The organism is Natronococcus sp. (assembly GCF_047921035.1).
Lineage (GTDB): Archaea > Halobacteriota > Halobacteria > Halobacteriales > Natrialbaceae > Natronococcus.
The window spans coordinates 18,898-39,073 of the sequence record NZ_JBLRWX010000015.1; the positions used below are offsets into that span (position 1 = coordinate 18,898).

The 20,176-nt window shown below is 69.3% G+C and carries 18 protein-coding genes and 1 pseudogene; 11 read left to right on the forward strand and 8 right to left on the reverse strand.

The annotated features are described in order from the left end of the window. Positions 1 to 26 precede the first annotated feature (26 nt). The 9 genes and pseudogenes from ACNA7R_RS05130 (at position 27) to ACNA7R_RS05170 (ending at position 7,560) form a co-directional block, all read left to right on the forward strand. Positions 27 to 560 carry a DsrE family protein gene (locus ACNA7R_RS05130; protein ID WP_416282483.1) on the forward strand — a complete coding sequence of 178 codons (534 nt, stop codon included), beginning with the start codon at positions 27 to 29 and terminating at the stop codon, positions 558 to 560. 101 nt (positions 561 to 661) lie between these two features. Continuing rightward, positions 662 to 1,462 (forward strand): aldo/keto reductase, encoded by an 801-nt coding sequence (locus ACNA7R_RS05135; protein WP_416282484.1) that lies wholly within the window; start codon positions 662 to 664, stop codon positions 1,460 to 1,462. Between the two features lie 75 nt (positions 1,463 to 1,537). Next, positions 1,538 to 2,530, forward strand: a complete 993-nt coding sequence (gene cofD / locus ACNA7R_RS05140; RefSeq protein ID WP_416282485.1) for a 2-phospho-L-lactate transferase — start codon at positions 1,538 to 1,540, stop codon at positions 2,528 to 2,530. Position 2,531: 1 nt separating this feature from the next. Further along, a complete protein-coding gene (locus ACNA7R_RS05145; RefSeq protein WP_416282486.1) occupies positions 2,532 to 3,290 on the forward strand; it encodes a tRNA-dihydrouridine synthase in 759 nt (252 codons plus the stop codon). A gap of 63 nt (positions 3,291 to 3,353) precedes the next feature. After that, on the forward strand, positions 3,354 to 4,049 hold the full coding sequence (gene nthB, locus ACNA7R_RS05150; protein WP_416282487.1) for a nitrile hydratase subunit beta: 696 nt from the start codon (positions 3,354 to 3,356) through the stop codon (positions 4,047 to 4,049). Then, positions 4,046 to 4,696 carry a nitrile hydratase subunit alpha gene (gene nthA / locus ACNA7R_RS05155; protein ID WP_416282488.1) on the forward strand — a complete coding sequence of 217 codons (651 nt, stop codon included), beginning with the start codon at positions 4,046 to 4,048 and terminating at the stop codon, positions 4,694 to 4,696. Before nthB ends, nthA begins: the two co-directional genes overlap by 4 nt. Then, complete coding sequence (locus ACNA7R_RS05160) at positions 4,693 to 5,094, forward strand: nitrile hydratase accessory protein (RefSeq protein ID WP_416282489.1); 402 nt, start codon at positions 4,693 to 4,695, stop codon at positions 5,092 to 5,094. The genes nthA and ACNA7R_RS05160 overlap by 4 nt, the downstream gene beginning before the upstream one ends. A gap of 83 nt (positions 5,095 to 5,177) precedes the next feature. Then, positions 5,178 to 5,459, forward strand: a pseudogene (locus tag ACNA7R_RS05165) (dihydropyrimidine dehydrogenase); the annotation flags it as partial. 253 nt (positions 5,460 to 5,712) lie between these two features. Further along, positions 5,713 to 7,560: a PQQ-binding-like beta-propeller repeat protein gene (locus tag ACNA7R_RS05170; RefSeq protein WP_416282490.1), complete on the forward strand. Its 1,848-nt coding sequence runs from the start codon at positions 5,713 to 5,715 to the stop codon at positions 7,558 to 7,560. Positions 7,561 to 7,652: 92 nt separating this feature from the next. Here the strand turns inward: ACNA7R_RS05170 and glmS are convergent, their stop codons facing one another. The 3 genes from glmS to ACNA7R_RS05185 form a co-directional block, all read right to left on the reverse strand. Then, on the reverse strand, positions 7,653 to 9,449 hold the full coding sequence (gene glmS, locus ACNA7R_RS05175; RefSeq protein ID WP_416282491.1) for a glutamine--fructose-6-phosphate transaminase (isomerizing): 1,797 nt from the start codon (positions 9,447 to 9,449) through the stop codon (positions 7,653 to 7,655). Next, positions 9,449 to 10,630 (reverse strand): sugar phosphate nucleotidyltransferase, encoded by a 1,182-nt coding sequence (locus tag ACNA7R_RS05180; protein WP_416282492.1) that lies wholly within the window; start codon positions 10,628 to 10,630, stop codon positions 9,449 to 9,451. Before ACNA7R_RS05180 ends, glmS begins: the two co-directional genes overlap by 1 nt. A gap of 497 nt (positions 10,631 to 11,127) precedes the next feature. Continuing rightward, a complete protein-coding gene (locus ACNA7R_RS05185) occupies positions 11,128 to 12,072 on the reverse strand; it encodes a DUF1616 domain-containing protein (RefSeq protein WP_416282493.1) in 945 nt (314 codons plus the stop codon). Positions 12,073 to 12,364: 292 nt separating this feature from the next. Here ACNA7R_RS05185 and ACNA7R_RS05190 point away from each other — a divergent pair, with 292 nt between their 5' ends. Both ACNA7R_RS05190 and ACNA7R_RS05195 read left to right on the forward strand, forming a co-directional pair. Continuing rightward, on the forward strand, positions 12,365 to 13,231 hold the full coding sequence (locus tag ACNA7R_RS05190; protein WP_416282494.1) for a hypothetical protein: 867 nt from the start codon (positions 12,365 to 12,367) through the stop codon (positions 13,229 to 13,231). Further along, positions 13,228 to 14,106 (forward strand): proline dehydrogenase family protein, encoded by an 879-nt coding sequence (locus ACNA7R_RS05195; protein WP_416282495.1) that lies wholly within the window; start codon positions 13,228 to 13,230, stop codon positions 14,104 to 14,106. Before ACNA7R_RS05190 ends, ACNA7R_RS05195 begins: the two co-directional genes overlap by 4 nt. 6 nt (positions 14,107 to 14,112) lie before the next feature. Here the strand turns inward: ACNA7R_RS05195 and ACNA7R_RS05200 are convergent, their stop codons facing one another. From ACNA7R_RS05200 to ACNA7R_RS05220, 5 genes are all read right to left on the reverse strand, one after another. Continuing rightward, positions 14,113 to 15,642, reverse strand: a complete 1,530-nt coding sequence (locus tag ACNA7R_RS05200) for a polysaccharide biosynthesis C-terminal domain-containing protein (RefSeq protein WP_416282496.1) — start codon at positions 15,640 to 15,642, stop codon at positions 14,113 to 14,115. A gap of 120 nt (positions 15,643 to 15,762) precedes the next feature. Further along, positions 15,763 to 16,788, reverse strand: coding sequence for a peptidoglycan bridge formation glycyltransferase FemA/FemB family protein (locus ACNA7R_RS05205; protein WP_416282497.1), 1,026 nt, complete (start codon positions 16,786 to 16,788; stop codon positions 15,763 to 15,765). Positions 16,789 to 16,917: 129 nt separating this feature from the next. Beyond that, positions 16,918 to 17,727, reverse strand: coding sequence for a DUF4350 domain-containing protein (locus ACNA7R_RS05210; RefSeq protein ID WP_416282498.1), 810 nt, complete (start codon positions 17,725 to 17,727; stop codon positions 16,918 to 16,920). Continuing rightward, positions 17,724 to 17,996, reverse strand: a complete 273-nt coding sequence (locus ACNA7R_RS05215; protein WP_416282499.1) for a hypothetical protein — start codon at positions 17,994 to 17,996, stop codon at positions 17,724 to 17,726. The genes ACNA7R_RS05210 and ACNA7R_RS05215 overlap by 4 nt, the downstream gene beginning before the upstream one ends. Before the next feature lie 157 nt (positions 17,997 to 18,153). Continuing rightward, positions 18,154 to 20,040, reverse strand: a complete 1,887-nt coding sequence (locus ACNA7R_RS05220; protein ID WP_416282500.1) for a hypothetical protein — start codon at positions 20,038 to 20,040, stop codon at positions 18,154 to 18,156. Positions 20,041 to 20,176 lie beyond the last annotated feature (136 nt).

Below are 20,176 nucleotides of genomic sequence, written 5' to 3' on the forward strand. Positions count from 1 at the left end.
TTATCACTTCGCGTGTATTCTCGCGTATGAACAGACGACGCTACCTCGCGGGAACCGGATCGGTGGTCGCGGTCGGAACGGCCGGCGGCTACGCGGTCGGGCGCGCTGGCGGGGACGACGAGGACGACGCCGAACCGACCGAGACGGAGAGCGACGGGGAGACGACCCCGGACGAGTCCGAGGAGGAACCCGCCACGGACGACGAGGAGCCGCCCGTCCGGACCATCCTCCACCTGACCAGCGGTGACGAGGCGGACCACGATCGGGCGCTGAACAACCTGGAGAACCTGCTGGCCGACGAGACGACCGACACCGACGCGGTCGAGTTCGTCGTCAACAGCGCCGCAATCAGTCTCTACGTCGCCGACGAGACCGACCATGCCGATCGGATCCGAACCCTTGCCGAGGATGGCGTCGCGTTCAAGGGCTGTGCGAACTCCCTCGAGGGGTTCGGGATCGACGAGTCGGAACTGCTCGAGGCGGTGACGGTCGTCCCGGCCTCGGTGGGCGAGATCGCGAAGCTCCAGGCGGAGGGGTACGGCTACATCAAGGTTCCCTGAGTCGCGGTTCGGGTCTATCGCTCGAGCGCGACGCCGCTGTCGGACAGTCACACCTTGCCGCTTTCCCCACCCCCGAGTGGTGGGTCGGCGTAGCACGCCCTATGTCACCGACGGAGATCCCACAGCCCGGTCTGGGCACCTCGGGCCACGAGGGCGAGGCCTGCACCGAAGCCGTCAAGACCGCACTCGAGGCCGGCTACCGCCACATCGATACGGCACAGATGTACGACAACGAACGGGCCGTCGGCCGCGCGCTCGAGGAGAGCGACGTTCCCCGCGAGGACGTCTTCCTCGCGACGAAGGTCCACCCCGAGAACCTCGCGCGCGAGGACGTCCTCGAGACGACCGCGGAGAGCCTCGAGCGCCTGGGCGTCGAGTCGGTCGACCTGCTGTACGTCCACTGGCCGACGGGCGCCTACGAGCCCGAGGACACCCTGCCGGCGTTCGACGAGGTTCGCGACCGGGGCTGGACCGACCACGTCGGCGTCAGCAACTTCACGACCGACCTGCTCGAGGAGGCGGTCGAAATCCTCGAGGCGCCCGTCCTCGCCAACCAGGTCGAACTCCATCCGCGGCTCCAGCAGGACGACCTCGTTTCGTTCGCGCGCGAGCGAGACGTGACGACGGTGGCGTACTGTCCCATCGCGAAGGCCGAGGTAAACGAGATCGACGAACTGCGGGAGATCGCGGACGCCCACGACGCGACCCCGGTTCAGGTCGCACTGGCCTGGCACTACGGGCGGGAGGGCGTCGTCCCGATTCCGAAGGGAAGCGGCGAGCACATCCGCGAGAACTACGACGCGCTCGAGATCGAACTGAGCGAGGACGAGCGCGAGCGCATCGACGACCTCGATCGCGGTGAGCGGCTGGTCGACCCCGACGAGGCGGCCTGGAACCGGTAGCTCGGGACGCCCCTCGAGGAGCGTGTGACGGCCAGGTCGCAACGCATTAGGCGCCCTCGCTCGAGACTCCCGCGTATGGTCACGTTTCTCTCCGGGGGCACCGGGACCCCGAAGCTGCTCGACGGCCTCGAGGCCGCGTTCTCGCCGGCGGAGACGACGGTCGTCGCCAACACGGGCGACGACCTCGAACTCGGCGGACTGTTCGTCTCGCCGGACGTCGACACCGTCCTCTTCCAGGGCGGGGACGTCCTCGACCGCGAGACGTGGTGGGGGATCGCGGACGACACCCACGAGACGAACGCCGAGCTGTTCGCGCTCGCCGACGCGGCGGACCTGCCGACGGGGCCGCAGTACCTCGCCGACGACCGACAGACCGCGGGCCGGGAGCTCGCGAACTGGCGGCGGTTCTCGGGGATCGCGGAGTTCATGACGATCGGTGACCGCGACCGCGCGGTCCACATCACGCGGACGAGCCTCATCGATCGGAGCCACACCTTGAGCGAGGCGACCGAAACGCTCGCCGACGCCTTCGATCTGGCGTTCGATCTGCTGCCGATGAGCGACGACCCCGTGGCGAGTCTCGTCCACACACCGGAGGGACCGATCCACTTCCAGGAGTACTGGGTCGCCGAGCGCGGCGAACCGACTGTCGAGACGGTCGAGTTCCGCGGCGCCGAGACGGCCAACCCCGCGCCAGGGGTGCTCGAGGCGCTGTCCGACCCCGTCGTCCTCGGCCCCTCCAACCCAATCACCAGCATCGGTCCGATGCTCGCCGTGCCGGGGATCGCCGACGCGCTCGCGGAGACGACCGTCGTCGCCGTCTCTCCGTTCCTGGGAAGCGAGGCGTTCTCGGGGCCCGCCGCGGAGCTGATGGACGCCGTCGGCTACGAGCCCGGGACGCCGGGGTTGGCCGAGGCCTACCCCTTCGTCGACGCGTTCGTGCTCGACGAGGACGACGGGACGACGTTCGACGAACCCACGATCCGGACCGATATCCGAATCGACGACTCGAGCGACGCCGAACGCGTGATCGGTGCGGTCGAGGACGCCCTCGAGCGGGTGCGCTGAGATGTTCGAGCCACCGCTCGCGCTGGCGAGTCTCAGCGGGGAGGCCGACGCCGACTGGGCCCGCGCCGGTGCCGACCACGCCGGGGCCGCCTTCCTCGGCGGGATCGCCCTCGACGCGGACTCGAGGGCCGCGGCCCGCGAGATGGTCCGCGACCGCGATCGGACGGAGTTTCTCCCCGAGGACCCCCTCGCGTTCGTCGACCGCGAACTGGCCGCCCTCGAGGACGTCCCGATCCGACCGGGGTTCAACGTCCGCAGCGTGACCCCGGGACCGGTCGCCGACGCTGCGCGAATCTGTCGGGACCGGGGGGCCGTCCTCGAGATCAACGCCCACTGCCGCCAGGAGGAGCTCTGTGCCGTCGGCTGCGGCGAGACGCTGTTGCGGGATAGCGACCGACTCGCGGAGTACGTCGCCCGCGCGGCCGAGACTGGGGCAGTCGTCGGCGTCAAGGTCCGCGCGGAGGTTCCGGGGGTCGAGCTCCCCGCGCTCGCCGCCGAACTCGAGGCCGCGGGCGCGTCGTTCGTCCACGTCGACGCGATGGACACCGAGTCGGTGATCGCCGGGATCGACGACGCGACCGACCTGTTCGTCGTCGCGAACAACGGCGTCCGCGACGACGAGACGGTCCGCGAGTACGTCGACTACGGCGCGGACGCGGTCAGCGTCGGCCGGCCGAGCGACGATCCAGTGGTGCTCGAGCGCGTCCGGGCGGCCGTCGACCGGCACCAGGGACCCGGCCTCGAGACGCCGTCCCGGTAATCCGCGGCGCTCCGCGGTCGGCCGGAAGCTAGGTTTATCACGGTTCCTGTCCACGGACGTGCCATGAACGGGATCCACGACGTCGGCGGAATGGACGGGTTCGGTCCGGTTCCGTACGACGGCGGCGAGAGCGACACCTTCCACGAGCGCTGGGAAGGCGAGGCGTACGCCACGTTCGTCGCCACGCTCGGGAACCGCGTCGCCTCGATCGACGAGTTTCGACACAGCATCGAGCGACTGCCGCCGGAGCAGTACCTCGAGTCGACGTACTACGACCGGTGGGTCACCGCGCTCACACGGCTGTTGCTCGAGGACGACGTGATCGATCCCGGGACGTTCGCGAGTCGAACCGACGCCTTCGAGGCCGGGACGGCGACCGTGCCAGACTACGAGGATCCCCGGATGCTCGGCCGACTCGCGGCCGGCGTTGAGGACTCCTACGCGACGGACGCCCCCGCGGAGTCGCCGTTGTTCGCGGTCGGTGACGCGGTCGTCGTCCGGAACCGACATCCGGACGGCCACACCCGCTGTCCGCGCTACGCCCGCCGCGCTCGCGGCGAGGTCGTCGCCCGCCGCGGTACGCAGGTGCTCCCCGACGCTCGCGCCCACGGGGACGACGGCGCCGAACCGCTCTACCAGGTGGCGTTCGACGGCACGGAGCTGTGGGGCGAGGACGCCGAAGACGGCGTCAGCGTCACCCTCGATCTGTGGGAATCGTACCTGAAGCCGGCGGAAGCCGACGCGGAGGGATCGCGATGAGCGACGGCACCGAGTTCGACGTAGACGAACACGCGCGGGCCCACGATCCGGAGTCGCGCGTCCGCGCACTCCAGTCGCTTCTCGTCGAGAAGGAACTGCTCTCGACCGACGCCGTCGACGAGATCATCGCCACCTACGAACACGAGATCGGGCCGCTCAACGGGGCCCGCGTCGTCGCTCGAGCGTGGACCGACGACGAGTACCGTGACCGGCTCCTCGCGGACGGGATGGCCGCCGCAGCGGAGGTGGTCGATGTCGACGGCGACGCGATCGACCTCGAGGTCGTCGCGAACGGCCCGGACGAGCACCACCTCGTGGTCTGTACGCTCTGTTCGTGTTACCCGTGGGCGCTGCTCGGGCTGCCGCCGACGTGGTACAAAACTCCCGAGTACCGATCGCGGGCGGTCAAGGAGCCGCGGGCACTGCTCGCGGACGAGTTCGGCACCGACCTCCCGCCGGACGTGGAGGTCCACGTCCACGACAGCACCTCAGAGTGTCGGTACATGGTGCTTCCACAGCGCCCATCCGGAACGGCGGGAATGGCCGCGGACGAACTGGTCGATCTCGTGACGCGGGACGCGATGATCGGCGTCGAACGGCTCGAGGACACATGCCAGCGGGAAGATACCGGCGAGGGCGACCGATGACCGACGACGAGCCGGCGCCCCGACTCCCGGCCCTCGAGCCCGCGGCGGACGACTCACGGACCTTCCGTACCCCCTGGCAGGCCCGGGCCTTCGCCATCGCGGTCGCGCTCTCGGCGGACGGAACGTACGAGTGGGGGACGTTCCAGGAACGGCTCGCCGAGGAGATCGAACGGGCCGACGAGTCGGCCGTCCCCGCCGACGAAGAAGCGTCGGAGGCGGCGTACTACCGGCGGTGGCTCGCTGCTCTCGAGCGGCTCCTGCTCGCGGACGGCGTACTCGAGAACGCCGAACTGGCCGAGCGCACGCTGGAGTTCGCGGAAGGCGAACGCGACGCGTCCGAGTGGATCGATGGAGCGCGAGAGCATGGCACCCACGGCTACGACGGTCACGATCACTGATACGGATCGTTGGAACGTTTTACCGGTGATCGCTGGGACGGGGACAGCGATCACCGGTACCGAACGACAACGGTCCGTATGAGATGTTCGAGCCACCGCTCGCGCTGGCGAGTCTCAGCGACGAGGCCGACGCCGACTGGGCTCGCGCCGGCACCGACCACGCCGGGGCCGCCTTCCTCGGCGGGATCGCCCTCGACGCGGACTCGAGAACTGCGGTCCGCGAGATGGTCGCCGACCGCGACCGCACCGAGTTCCTGCCCGACGATCCCCTCGCGTTCGTCGACCGCGAGCTGGCCGCCCTCGAGGGCGTCCCGATCCGGCCGGGATTCAACGTCCGCGAGGCGGTCGACCGCCACCTCGCCGACTGATCGCGCGAGCGTATCGGTGATAGCGGTCGCGAATCGGCGGTCGCGACAGCGATTTTTTCGATACGTTATCCAGCGATTACTATTCCGGCGCGAGGACGGTGCGGCGCTGTCCGCCTCGGAGGTCGGCTCCCGCCGATCGACGATATATTGTGCGCTTGGGAGACGATACAATTGTTTAGAACAGTTGTGCATAGAACAAGTTCTACTATAGCAACCGGATAGCAATGGTCGTCTCGAGGGGAGAGAAAGTATGGCAAACTGGCGTCGTCGATCCGTGCTGTCGACCGGTGTAGCGCTCGCGGCTGGAAGCGTGCTGGCCTCCGCCGGGACGGCCGAGGCGGAGTTCGAGGGAACGGCGGGTTCGGAAGCGGGCGGGTGGTCGTCCTACCGCGGGAACGCCGGCAACACCGCATCTGTGCCGGCGGACGGTGCGTTCCCTGAACCCGAGACGGTGGCGTGGACGTACGACCGGGCGGGCGACCTCGCGGCCGTCGACGGTACCGCCTACCTCCGAACCGGAACGGGCGTTCACGCCCTCGAGGACGCCGACGGATCGGTCGCCTGGACCGCGGAGGGACTCGGCGCCGCCGGAACCCCGGCCGTCGCCGACGACGCCGTCTACGTCGGCGGCGAGGCGCTCACGGCCCTGGACGCCGCCAGCGGCGAGATTCGGTGGACGACCGATCTCGAGGGCGGCGAGTCGACGTCCCCGACCGTTGTCGACGGCACCGTCTCCCTCGTCGCCGACGGGGAGCTGCTGGCGTTCGACGCAGCCGACGGCTCGCTCGAGTGGCGCCGCGAGTCGGTCGCCCTCGAGCGCGAGTCCGGGACCGGAATGCCCGAGATCGACGACGCGACGGTCTCGTTCGCGGCCGTCCCCCTCGCGGTCGCGAACGGCTCCGTCTACGCGGCCGTCGGCGAGGGCGTCGGCGCCGACGGCACCGCCGGCTTCGCCGCGCTCGACGCGGGCACCGGCGAGACCGAGTGGACCTACTGGGAGCAGTGGCAGTGGGACCCCCACGGCCACGTGATGGCGACCGCCGACAGGGTCTACACCGGCTCGATCGCCGACGGCGACACCTATCCGGTACTCGACGCCGACACGGGTCAGGAGGTCGATCGACTCACCTTCCGGTTCCCGCCCGCGATGACCGACGGGACGCGCGTGACGACGGGCAGACACGGGTTCTCGAGCGCCGACCACGAGGGAACCGAGAACTGGAGCGAGGGCGGAGGCACGGACGCCTGGCGCCGCCCCGTGATCGTCGGCGAGACCGTCATCGTTCCCTACTACCCGGGCGACGAGTACGTCGACGCACTGTACGGGTTCGACCTTGAGGACGGCACCGAGCAGTGGACGTTCACCCACGACGACCTCGACATCGGCGACCTCTCGGAGTGGTACGCCGCCAGCGAGGACACCGTCTACGTCGCCGCGAGCGGGGACGCAGGTGACGAACGGCTGGTCGCCATCCGCTCCGGATCGGGCAGCGGGGACGAGGAGTCCGAGGAGACCGAAGACGAGGAGTCGGACGGCGAAGACGAAGGCGAAACCGAAGCGGAGGGAGACGACGAGACGCAGGAGAGCGACGGCGACGGGGAGAACGAGGACGACGGGAACGACCCGGACGACTCGAGCGACGACGCCGGTGAGGACGGCTCCGACGAGGACGGAAGCGACGGTTCGAACGGCGACGATGGGGCTGCCGACTCGGACGGCGACGGCCTCGAGGAGGTCGACGGTACCGAGACCGACGACGGCTACACCGGCGAGGAGGCGAACGACGACACCGACGGGAACGCGACCGACGAGACGGGAGGCGACGAATCGAGGGGTAACGACACCGAAACCGGCACGACGGACGACGGGGACACGGAGACGGACGACAACAACGAAACTCGAGAAATCGAAGAGAACAGCTCCGCAACCGGTCAGGACGGCGACGGGGCTACCGACTCGGACGACGTCGATGCTGATAGTAACGACGACACCGAGGGGATGCCCGGCTTCACCACCGGTGCCGGGATCGCCGGCGGCGCGCTCGGCCTCGAGTGGCTGCGCCGACGCGCGAGCGTCGAGGAGGACGACCGCGAGTAGCTCGAGTTCTCATACTGTCTGCTGTACGTCAGTTCCGGTGGGACCGCGATCCGGCCTGCGGTCCCACCGGCAACTCGGTGCAGCAAACCGTCTCACTCGACAGTGACGCTCTTCGCGAGGTTGCGCGGCCTGTCGATCGATCGGCCCAGCCGGTTGGCGACCCAGTAGGCGAGCAGCTGCAGCTGGACGTTCGCCAGGATCGGGTAGAACCGCCAGTGGGTCTCGGGCACCGAGAGGACGTGGTCGGCGTGGCCCGCGACCGCACCCGGATCGTCGGTCACCGCGACGATCGGCGCTCCTCGAGTCTCGACCTCCGTGACGTTGCCGAGCATCCGATCGGTGTTCGCCCGGCCGTTGACCAGCGCGATCACCGGCGTCGCCTCGCTTACCAGCGCGAGCGGTCCGTGTTTGAGCTCGCCGGCCGCGAAGCCCTCGGCGTGTTCGTACGTGATCTCCTTCATCTTGAGTGCGCCCTCGAGGGCGACCGGCGCCTCGTACCCGCGGCCGATGAAGAAGTAGGCGTCGGCGCCGACGTACTCCTCGGCGACGGCCCGCGCGTTCGAGCCGTCGAGGATCGACTGGATCCCGTCGGGAAGCTCCCGCAAGGCCTCGACGAACCGCCGCGAGCACTCGTCGGTGAGCGCGCTCGAGAGCATCGCCAGGGCGACCTGCTGGGAGGAGAACGTCTTCGTCGCGGCGACGCCGATTTCGGGTCCCGCGCGGATGTACATGGTATGGTCGGCCTCCCGTGCGGCCGAACTCCCGACGACGTTCGTGACCGCGAGGGTCCGCGCGCCGACCCCGTTGGCGGTTCGAAGCGCGCGCAGGGTGTCCGCGGTCTCGCCGCTCTGGGTGACGCCGACGACCAGCGTCCCGTCGTCGACCGGCAGTCGCTCGACGTCGTACTCGCTCGCGAGAAACGCCGTCGCCCGGACGCCCCGCTCGCGGAACAGCCGAGCGCCGTACAGGGAGGCGTGATAGGAGGTGCCGCAGGCGACGAACTGCACCTCGGTCGGTCGCGACAGGCCGTCGAGCTCCTCGATCGAGACCGCCTCCTCGAGGGGCCGTGGACGTCCGCGGAGACACTCCCGGATCGACCGGGGCTGTTCGTAGATCTCCTTGAGCATGTAGTGGTCGTAACCGCTCTTGCCGGCGTCCTCGGGATCCCAGTCGACGGTCTCGACCGAGACGTCGACGAGCGCTCCCCGCTCGTCGCGGACCTCGATCCCGCTCGGTCTGATCGTCGCGAACTGGCCGTCCTCGAGATAGACGACCTCGTCGGTGTACTCGAGGAAGGCGGGAACGTCGCTGGCCAACAGCGCACAGCCGTCGTCGACGCCGAGCACGAGCGGCGACTGGTCCCGGGTCGCGTACACCTCCTCTCGACCGTGAAACACCGCGGCCACGGCGTAGCTCCCCTCGAGGCGCTCGATCGCCCGGCGAAACGCGAAGCGGGGGTCGGCGCCCTGCTCGAGGGCCGCCTCGATGAGGTGGGGGATGACCTCGGTGTCGGTTTCGCTCTCGAAGACGTGGCCCGCGGCCTCGAGCTCGTCGCGAAGCTCGCGGTAGTTCTCGACGATCCCGTTGTGGACGACGGCGACCCGTCCCTCGCAGTCGGTGTGGGGGTGGGCGTTCTCGTCGGACGGCGGGCCGTGCGTACTCCAGCGGGTGTGGCCGATCCCCGCCAGCGCGTCGACGGTTCCCTCGGGGAGGTGTTCCTCGAGGGCCTCGAGTTCGCCCTCTCGCTTGTAGACCGACACCGACGGGTCCGCGATCGCAATTCCCGCCGAATCGTAGCCGCGGTACTCCAGTTTCGAGAGACCGCTCGAGAGCACCTCGACGACGTTCCGGTCCGCCTGTCCACCCGCGTATCCGATGATTCCACACATCAGGAACGCACCTCCGTTCCGCCGGCGAGCGTTCCTCGGACCGTCGTCCCGGTCTCGATGTCCGTTTCGGGTCCGACGAGTGCCCCCGGGACGTAGTCGATGCCGCCGCGGTCGATAACGCGGTCCGCCAGCAGCGCGCCGAGGGCTTCGTCCTCGTAGACGGTGTCGCCGACGCGGACGTCGCCCGGGCCGCCCGGAATCGTCGATCCCGGGCCGATCTCGACGCCGGTTCCGGTAACGCACTCGATGACGGTCGCGTTGGCGCCGATCGTGGTGTCGGCGTCGACGACGCTCCGTTCGACGACGGCGTTGGCGCCGATCGTCGCGTTCTCTCCGAGGCAGACGTACGGTCCGACGACGGCGCCCGGGCCGATCGCACAGTCCCGGTCGATCACGACGGGACCGCGAATAACCGCGTCGTCGTGGATCGTCGCCTCGCGGTCGCCGATTTCGGGGTCACCGTTGACGAATCCGGTCTCGAACAGTTCGGCGGAGACGTCGAGGAGATCCCAGGGATACGTCGCGTCGGTCCAGAGCCCCTCCGAGGCGACCCCTCGAACGATCTCGCCGGTGTCGACGAGCGTTGAGAGGCCGTCGACGAGGAGGTGTTCCCCGTTTCTCGACCGGGCCGATCGAACGCCGTCGAACGCGACGGGCTCGAGCACGTACACGCCCGCGTTGAGTCGGTAGTTCCGGCCGTCCCGCGGGTTCTCGACGATATCCGTCACGAGTCCGTCCTCGACGAGAACGCCGCCGTAGGATTCGACGTTCGACCTGTGGAGGTACGCGACCGTCGCGGCGGCGCTCGAGTCGTGCGCTCGGACGACGTCGCCGATGATCCGAGAGTCGACGATCTGGTCCCCGTTGATCGCCAGACAGGCGCCAGTAACCTCGGACTCGGCCGCGAGCAGTGCGTGGCCGGTGCCGAGCTGTTTCTCCTGGACGACGTAGCTGATCGGGACGTTTCGGTAGGTCGAGCCGAAGTACGACTGGACTCGCTCGCGTCGGTAGCCGACCACGACGACGAGTTCGGAGATTCCCGCGTCGATCAGCTGATTGAAGACGTGTTCAAGGATCGGTTTCGTCGCCGCCGGGAGCATCGGCTTGGGGCGGTTCCGTGTCAGCGGACGGAGACGGGTCCCCTCTCCAGCAGCCAGGACGATCGCGGAGTCGATCGACATGCGCTGCAATATATTCGGTACCCTCTTGTGACCTGTTGACAGTCTCTTCGGTTCAATCGTCGATATACGGTGTGAATCGCTTCCCGATGTACCGGTACTGGTAAAGCCCCGTCGCAGGATCGCGTTCCGTACCTTGAGTCCTCTTGTACGGTCGCACGAGAGCGGCTCCGCGACGTCTTGCCCGCGACGAGCAGCGATAATACCGAATTACGCCGCTCCGACACCTGCTAATTCCGAAACGAGAACCCCGGACTGGCAGGTCGTACCGAGCCGGTTTCGCTCCCCCGTCCGCGGAACGCTCGGGGATATGAAGACGAATTCGAAGGCGACGACTGACTGGCGTTCGCTATACACCTGGTCATGATTCGTTCACCACCCACGTGCCAGGAATAGCCTCGAGACGTGTTCTCCCAGCGGGGAAGTCCACGAGACCGTTGACTGGACCATGACCAGGTGTATATACAGGGAAAGCCTCGCCGTTCACGGTGAGAAGGTTCTCACTCATTCTCAGCGATCGTCACCGAGACGTGTGCTGTTGCGGTGTCGGGTGCCGGCTCGTCGGGAACGGCTCCCGAGTACAGGAGCCAGACGAGCCGTCCACCGTCGCTGCCCGTCATCTCGAGGTCGTACTCGAACACCTCAAACTCACCACCGTCGACCGGTACCTCGACTTGCTCGAGTTCGCGCTCCCCGTCGACAGTGCCATCCTCGAGTTCCTGCTCGAGCGCGACGACGGTGTACGTCCGCTCCTCGTCGGCGTGGTTGTCGACGCCGATCGCGATCGACTCGGTCGTTCCGGGCTCGAGTTCCACTCCGTCGGTCAACAGCTCCCCGTCGGCGTCGAGCAGGGAGATCGCCGCGGAGCCGTCGTCGTCCTCGCCGATCGCCGGTCCGTAGCCGTGGTGGTCGGCGACGGCAAACCCGACCGCGCCGACGGCGACGATCACGGCGACAGCGAGCGAGAGCGTTAGCGCGAGGTCGGCGACGCCGTCGGGTCGAAGCGCGTCCGTCGCCCGTCGACCCCACTTGCGGTACGGCACCCGGAACCGGTCGGCCGGTCGCACGGCCAGTCGCCGTCGCGTCGCGACGACGACTGTTGCCAAAACGAGAAGCGACACCCCGATCAGCATCGGCTCGAGTCGGATCCCCCACGGCGTCGCGTTCAGTGCCAGGCCGACGGCGGGGACGACGATCGCACTCGAGACGACCGACAGCGAGAACCGATCGACGCCGTCGACGTCGTCCCGCGTCGGGAACAGCGCGGAAACGACGACGTAGCCGGGGACGACCAGCAGAAAGGCGAGTCCGAGCGGAATCCGAATCGGCGTCTCGCGGAGCACCGGAGCGAACGTCGCGACGGTGACCAGTCCCGTCACCGCCAGCGCGACGGCGAGGTCGGCCGGGAGCCGTCGAACCGAGCCGAGCGGACCGTTCGAACCCATCGCCCGTGGCCTACCACGGTCGGCGCATAAAACCCGTTCGTCGTCGATCCGGACGGTCACCGGGACGTGACCGAACCGCCTCGCTCGGACGCGGTCGAACCGCTCCACGTGTCGGCTCCCGGAGGCGACGCACCCGATCGCAGTCGAGACGAGACGCAGCGGACCGATCACCTCTCGAGGACTGACCGATCGGTGGGAAATCGCGTATTGTTCCGTTCGCTGCGAGGAAATACGCCGTTTCGGCCCCACAGTTTCAAACACCCCTTCGCCGTACGTTGGGCGAGTGAAAGCCGTGACGACCGACCTGGACGACGACACCTCGGTGGTTCGACGGGAGTCGTCGACGACGCTCGCCGCGAACGAGGGGGCGCTCGAGGCACCCCTCCGGCGCGAATCGGGCGACGGCCACCACCGGGGGCAGAACGGAACCGTGGTCGGGTTCGCCCTCCTCGGCGCGCTCGCGTTCGTCGCCGGCCTCGCGATACCGGACGGGCGGGCAGTGCTGTTCGCGATCGCCGGGATCGGCGGGGTCGCCGCCGTACTCGCGTACGGGCTGGAGCCGGAACGCACCGTGGAAGCGCGGGACGCGACGCGGGTCTACGAGACGAGCGCAGCCAACCTCGCCCGGCTCGTGGAGACGGTCGACGGTACCGCCGACCGACGCTACGCTCCGGTTTCGGGGAGCGACCCGGACGGAGTTCGGCTGGTCGTTCCCCTCGCCGACCCTCCTCGAGGAGCGGATCCGGTCGCCGGAGACGGAGGCGACGCCGACGAGCCGGCGCTGTCGCTCGAGCCCGTCGGCGCGCCGTTCGTGGCCGAACTCGAGCGGTCGCTCGAGGACGGGCTCGCAACCGAACCCGAGCGGCTGGCCGAGCAGCTGACCGACGCGCTCGTCCATCGGTTCGAGTTCGTCTCCGACGCGGCGCCGTCGGTCGACGCGGCCGAGGGACGGCTCGAGGTCGCGGTCGCGGACGACGCCTTCGGTCCCGTCGACCGGTTCGACCACCCCGCGGTCTCGACGCTGGCCTGCGGACTCGCCGTCGGGCTCGAGCGACCGGTCGAGGCGACGGTCCTCGAGGACCGAACCTCCGGAGGGCGGCTCGTGACCTGCCGATGGGAGCCGGCGGGCGGAACGGATGCGACCGATCCGAACGGATGATCCCGCCCGTCGCCCGACGATTCGTCGCCGGCGAGACCGAGGCCGAGGCCCTCGAGCGCGTCCGTCGGTTGAACGAGCGCGGAATCCGGGGTATGATCAACCGACTGGGAACCCACCACGACGATCCCGATCGGGTGCGGGCCGATACGGAAGCGTACCGCGAGCTGGTCGCCGCGATCGGCGACGCGGGACTCGAGGGATCGGTGTCGGTCAAACCCTCCCAGCTCGGGCTCGACCTCGGCGAGGGCGTCCTCCGTCGGTCGCTCGAGTCGATCCTCGAGGTCGCGAGCGAGCGCGACGTCGTCGTCTGGCTCGACATGGAGGAGCGGGCGACGACGGACGCGACCCTCGACGTCTTCGAGGCGTTCGTCTCCCGATACGGCGACGCGCAACTGGGCGTCTGTCTGCAGGCGAACCTGAAGCGAACGACAGCCGACCTCGAGCGCCTCGCGGGCGTCCCCGGACGGGTTCGCCTCGTTCGGGGTGGCGCCTACGACGAACCGCCCTCGGTCGCCTACCGCGATCCCGAGCGGATGGATCGAGCCTACCGGGACGTCCTCGAGCGTGGGTTCGAGACACTCGAGGGGCCGGTCGCCGTCGCGACCCACGACCTCTCGATCCTCGAGTACGCCGTCGAACTGAGCGAGCGCCACGGGACGGCCCTCGAGATCCAGATGCTGATGGGCGTCCGGCCGGCGGTCCAGCGGGAGCTGGCGACCGAGTACGACGTCGGCCAGTACGTCCCCTACGGCACCCGCTGGAAGCGGTACTTCCTGAATCGGCTGACCGAGACCGACCACACCTTCCGGTTCGCGCTGCGAGCGCTGCTCGGTCGATCCGCTCGACCGATCGGGGCGCCGTCGAAACGTCCGTGAGCTGAATCACTCCTGGAGCTTCGGCAGCCGATCGACCGCGGCGAACAGCCGTCGCTCGAGCCCCCGCGGGAGGACGCCGATCCCGTCGACGATCTCCGCGAGCTCCTCGCGGGTGAGCGCGCCGGTGACGACCGCGAGCGTCGCGTACGCGAGCGCGCCCAGCGGCGGGACGACGGCGAGGACCAGTAGCGACGACGGAACGGCGACCGCCAGCGGAACGATGAGGGCGGCCGTCCCGGCGGCCGAGACGAGGATCGGTTTCGATCGGATCCCCTCGAGCGGGCGATACCCCACGTAGCGGGCGGCGAGCGACTGGAACGCGACGAGGCTGCCGTAGCCGACCGAGGTGGCGACGGCCGCGCCCGCCATCCCGTAGGCGGGGATCAGCGCCAGGTTGAGCGCGAGGTTGACCAGCGAACAGGCGCCCGTCGCCGCCAGCAGGGGACGCAGCGAGCGCCGGCCCTGGTTGATCGCCAGCGTCGGCCGCGCGACGGCGAACCCGACGACGCCCGGGAGCAGCAATAACAGGGGCAGCACCGACGGCTCGAACGCCGAGCCCAGATAGAGCGGGACGAAGTCGGCGGCCAGCGCGGCGACGCCGACCGCCAGCAGGGCCGTGAGGAGGAGGACGTACCGGGTGGCCCGCTCGGCCTGGTGCTGGATCGCCTCGAGGTCGCCCGCGGCCCACCGGCTCGAGACCCGCTGGAGGAGCACGAGCTGGACCGCGATCGGAGCCAGCCAGAGGAACTCGGCGATCGAGAGCGCCCCGCGGTAGTAGCCGACGGTCTCGTCGGTCGTCCACAGCTGCAGGAGAACGACGTCGACGTGGTACAGCGAGTTCAAGAAGAGAAAGAAGAGGATCGTGCTCCCGAGGTAGGCGACGATCCCTCGCCTGGGAAGGTCGACGGTCGGCGGCGAGACCAGCGACCGGAGCGGGATCGACCGGGCGACGAACCCGAACGCGAGGACGAACACCGTCGCGCTGGCGATGATGTGGCCGAGGAGGACCCCCTCCACGCCGAGGCCCAGATAGACGAGCCCCAGCGCCGTGAGGACGAACAGCGTCTTCTCGAGGACCTTCAGCGGTTCCGAGCGTGACTCGCGCTCGAGCCCCATCAGCGTCCGCAGGTTGTGGGAGGCGAGCTGGCTGGCGACCGCGTACCCGCCGAGCAGGTAGAACAGCGAGGTGAAGGGGGCGCCGAACAGGCGGGCAGCGAGGCCGGACCGCGCGGCGAGCCAGAAGGCGAGCGCGACGAGGACGCCGAGGACCAGCGCCGGGCGGAACACGTAGCCGTAGACCGCGGCCCGCCAGGCGGGATCCGAGCGCTCGGAGATGTACTTGCGGACCGCGTCGCTCGTCCCCCCGACGATCACGACGTTGACGATGCCGAAGATCGAGAGCGTGAGCGCGTACCGACCGTACTCCGTCGGGCCGAGCAGCCTGACCAGCGCCGGCGTGAACAGAAACCCCGCGAAGACGACGAATAGCTTGGCACCGACGACCGACCGCACCGCCGAGGACAGCGAGTCAGCCACGCGAATCCGCCGACCGAACGGTCGACTGTGGGCGTGGGTCGGGACCGACGCCGGCGTCGCGAACGTCTTCCGGCGGCGCCGACCCGTCCCGCGAGCGCGAGTCCTCCGGCGCGTGACGAATTACTTCCACGGCGGCTCGTACCGGCGGTGGAGCGTTCGGGCGAGGTTCAGCGCCGACAGCGCGGGCGCCGGCCGGCCGCGTTCCCAGAGCAACAGCGGGATCGGTCGGGCGCCGAAGTACTCCTTGAACCTGAACACGCCGTTCCGGAAGTCCGGCGTCGAACCGCGGAGTTCGTAGGTCTCGTGCTCCCGATCGATCGCCCAGCGGATCGCGTGCTCGTGGAGCAACTCCGGCGCGTGGTACTCGAAGTGGTCGGCGGTGACCGCGGAGTAGAGGTGTTGGAACCCCGACTGCTCCTCGTCGACGACGTACAGGTACATCCCCCGGCGCTCGCCGTCGACCCGGAGCGAGAAGATCACGATCCGCTCGTCGAGTCGCTCGAACTCGGCGAAAAACGAGGACGGGAACGCGGAGAGATCGACGCGATCCATCACTCGCACGTAGTCGTCGTGGAACGCGGCCAGCACCGGGGCGTTCACGGGCTCCTCGACGACCTCGACGTCGGCGTCGTGGCCTCGCCGGATCCCGCGACGGCGCTTGCTGTCCATCCCCTCGAGGATCGGCTCCCAGCCGCGGGTGAGATCGAGGACGAACCGGCTCGAGCGAACGGCGACCGCGTACCCTCGCTCGCGGAGGAGTCCGTGGTAGCGGACGAACCCCTGATCGTAGGGACGGAGCTGGTTGAACAGGATCCGGCCGTCGCAGCGCTCGGCGACGGCGTCGAGGAGGAGTCCGATCGCCCGTTCCTCGTCGGTCGTCGCGATGGGGCCGCCGAAGCCCGGGTGGATCGACTTCAGCCTGCCGACCGGACCCAACTCGTCGACGACGTTCGGAAGGACGGCGATCGGGTTTCCCTTCTTCGAGACCACGAGGTGTCGGGGTTCGCGGTCCAGCCCCTTTTCGACCGCCAGGAGCCACTCGTAGCGGTGGAAGACACAGCCCAGGTCGGACCCCTCGACGACGTGGTTCCACTGGTTGCGGTTCGCCTCCTCGATGCTGTCCAAGTGTTCGACTTCGAGAGTCATGCGAGCGTCGGCGTGTTCGTTCGCTCCCACCGCCCGCCGAGAAATAGCTTCGGAGCGTCCGCCGGACACGCTCCCGTTTCTCGAGCCCGTCGGGGAGGGTAACGACTCGTTGCGTCGGCTCGAGGGCGGTCACGGGACGCTCGCCGGACCTTCGAGCGCCATCGGACCCGCCAGCGGCGGCGGGCCGTCGAACGCGGGCGGGAACAGCGAGACCCGGTCCGCGTCGGCCCAAGCGTTCTCGAGCAGCCGTGCGTTGTCCTCGCGCTCGAGACCCTCGTTGGTCGCGAGCGTCGCGTCGCCGACGACGATCACCGTCCCCTCGCCGACGCTCTCGACGGTCGCGACGGACCGCGGGCCGAGGACGTCGTCCTCGGCGCGGCTCGCCTCGGGGCCGTCCGCGAGGTAACTCGAGTCGCTCGTCGTCGCGAGGACCGTCGCGCCGTTCGGCTCGAGCGCGGTCGCGCGATCGAGGCCCAGTCGATCGACCCCTTCGGTCAGCTCGTGGTCGGCCGTCTCGGTCGCGATCGGCATCGCGGGCCCGCGGTGGTGGTGGCGGTCGTCGCGGAGCGTCCCGGTCTCGAGCCGGGCCTCGCCGCCGACCGACGCGAGGAACTCGTTCGCCGCGGGGTCGTCGGCGAGGACGATCAGGGTTCCGCCCTCACGGACGAACGACGCGGCGCTGTCGGCCGTCTCCTCGTCGGTCCCGGACTCGAGGACGACGACCGCGGCGTCGTCGGCCTCGAGGGCGTCGGAGCTATCGACGGCCGCGTACTCGCGATCGGGGTCGTCCTCGAGGGCCTGGCGGAGGTCGCTGGTACCCTCACTTCCGGGGTTGTACGGGTCGTAGGCGCCACTCGAGGTCGCGCCGAACCAGCCGATCGCGAGCACGACGATGGCGGCGAACGCGAGCAGCGCGAGTCGCGATCGCTCGGCGCTCACGGCACCACCCCCGGCGCGAGCAGCTCGAGGGTGCGGACGGCGACGACGACGGCGGCCGCGAGGAGCCCGACCGGGACGAGCCACCGCGGGCGCCAGCGGGGCTCGACCTCGTGGGGGGTCAACAGCTCGTCGAGGACGACGCTCCCGAGGACCGCGAGCAGGACGTACGCGCCGAGGGAGAACGCTCCCGAGAGGAGGAGGGCCAGCAGCGCTCCGAGCAGCCAGGCTACCTGCAGTCGGAGGTATCGGCGTCGGCGCGGGCTCGTCATCGGCCACCCGTCCACGCCGAGGGGCGTAAATCCGGCCGACGATTTCGGGCTCGAGGCTGCGGTAATACGACGTTGCGAACGTACCTTTTTGTTGCGGGTCCTCGCTCCCTGCGGTCGCTCGAACCGCTTGCAAAAATCTACGGTGAATCGGATCCGCTCAGACATGGAACGACACCGAGCCGGAGTCGTACACCCGATCCCGATCCTCGAGTTCCGCCCGCGGAAGCTCGGCCTCGTCGACGTACGCCGAGAACTGCAGCGGGCGGTCCTCGAGTTCGCCCTCGCGCAGGAGGACGGCGTCGTGGTCGTCGAACATGGCGTCGCCGTCGGCGGCGTCGACCACCGCACACGGCGCCCCGAGGCGTTCGCCCATGTACCGACAGCTGACCCGATCGGTGCCGAACTCACCCCGGTAGCCGTCGTCGATCGCTTCGAACGACTGGCGCTCCTCGTCCTCGAGGTAGAAGGTGTAGAACGGGCGTTCGACGACGGGGTTGTCGGAGGCGGTGAAGTCGTTCGAGACGGCGGCGAAGGTAAACAGCGAGAGGATCACGAGCAGGGCCAGCACGGTCGCGAGGCCGCCCCGACGGACGAGTTCGTACAGCCCGTAGCCGCCCGTCAGCGCGACGAACGCGAAGCCGTAGTGACCGAACCGGTCGACGTTGATCCCGGCCAGCGCGTCGAGCAAGAGGAGGGGACCGGGGAAGATCAGCGGGACGAGCGCGACCGCGACGATCCCGACCGTCAACAGGCCCGACCCTCGCGGCCGGCCGCCGTCGCTCGCGACCGCCGCGCTCGAGGGGACGTCCTCGCTCGCGTCGGGGCCTCGAGCCCGGCGCTCGAGCAAGAAGAGGAAACCGAGGACGACGAAGAAGAGCGCGAACCCGTAGGGGACGTAGTTCGCGAGTTCGACCCAGGGGCTGGCGATCACGCCCTCCGGCACCGCCGACTCGGAGGGGCCGAACAGGACCGACTCGATCGTCCCCGCGAGCCGTACGACGAGCCCCTCGGCGGCGTACAGCCAGTAGAGGCCCATCGTCAGCACCGAGACCGAAAGGACGTAGGCGTCGACGAGCGGCTCGGTCCGCCCGGTCGCGCGCTCGGCCAGCGCGACGAGAGCGAGGATCGCCAGCACGAACGGGATCGTCACGGGGTGGGCGACGACGACGGCGGCGACGAGCCCGACGGTCAGCAGTCGCATCCCCGCGGTCGGCCGGCTCGCGAGCGCGACCAGCAGCGCGACGAACAGGATCGACGTCGCGCTGCGGGGGATCGAGTACATCCCGTAGAACAGGTACAGCGGGAACGCGATCGCCACCAGCGACGCCAGCAGGCCGAACGTCTCGTCGGGGTGGAGCCGACGGGCGAGCCCGAAGACGAGCCCGACCCCCGCCGCGAACAGCCCGCCCGACAGGAGGGAGGTAGTCGTGTGGGCCGCGACCCCGTCTCCCAGCAGGAGCGAGCCGAACGCGGCGTAGACGTGCCAGAGCTGGAACGACTCGTAGCCCGGTAGCAGGGTCGACGTCCGTCCGGTCTCGAGGATCGTCTCGGTCATCGCGGTGTGGGCCGAGAGGTCGGTGTGGCCGACGAAGAAGTCATAGTTCAGCGTGACGCTGAAGACGACCAGCAGGAGGGCGACGACCAGGTGGTAGAGTCCGATCGCGCGGCTCGCCCGCCCCGGCGGAGTCGTCACGATCAACAGAAAGCAGAGGCCGTAGAGGACGGCGACGCCCGCGTAGAAGCCGTACGGGCGGACCTCCGTTGCGACCAGCACGATCACGAGCGTCCCGACAACGAGGTGAAACGCCGTCGACGGGAGGCGCCAGTCGATCCGGATCGGTGCCGCCGTCCCGGTGACGGTCACCGAACCGCCACGAACGCGACGGGCGACCAGCGGCGCCGCGAGCAGCGGCACGGCGACGTACAGCCCCAGAATCGACAGGTTCGACAGGCCGAGCGCGAGCGGGATCCCGACACCCAGCACGGCCGCTGCGACGAGCGCGGCCGAGAGCAGTCGAACCGGCTCGAGAACGTCCCGGCTCATCCCATCCTCCAGCCCCGGCCGGAAGCCGGGTCGATCGATCCCGTCTGACAGTGCTGCACGGTCGAGGCTCGGCTACGCGAACCAGCGCGAAAAACGTTACAGGACGTTCAGCCGAACCGACGGCTCGAGCCGTCGT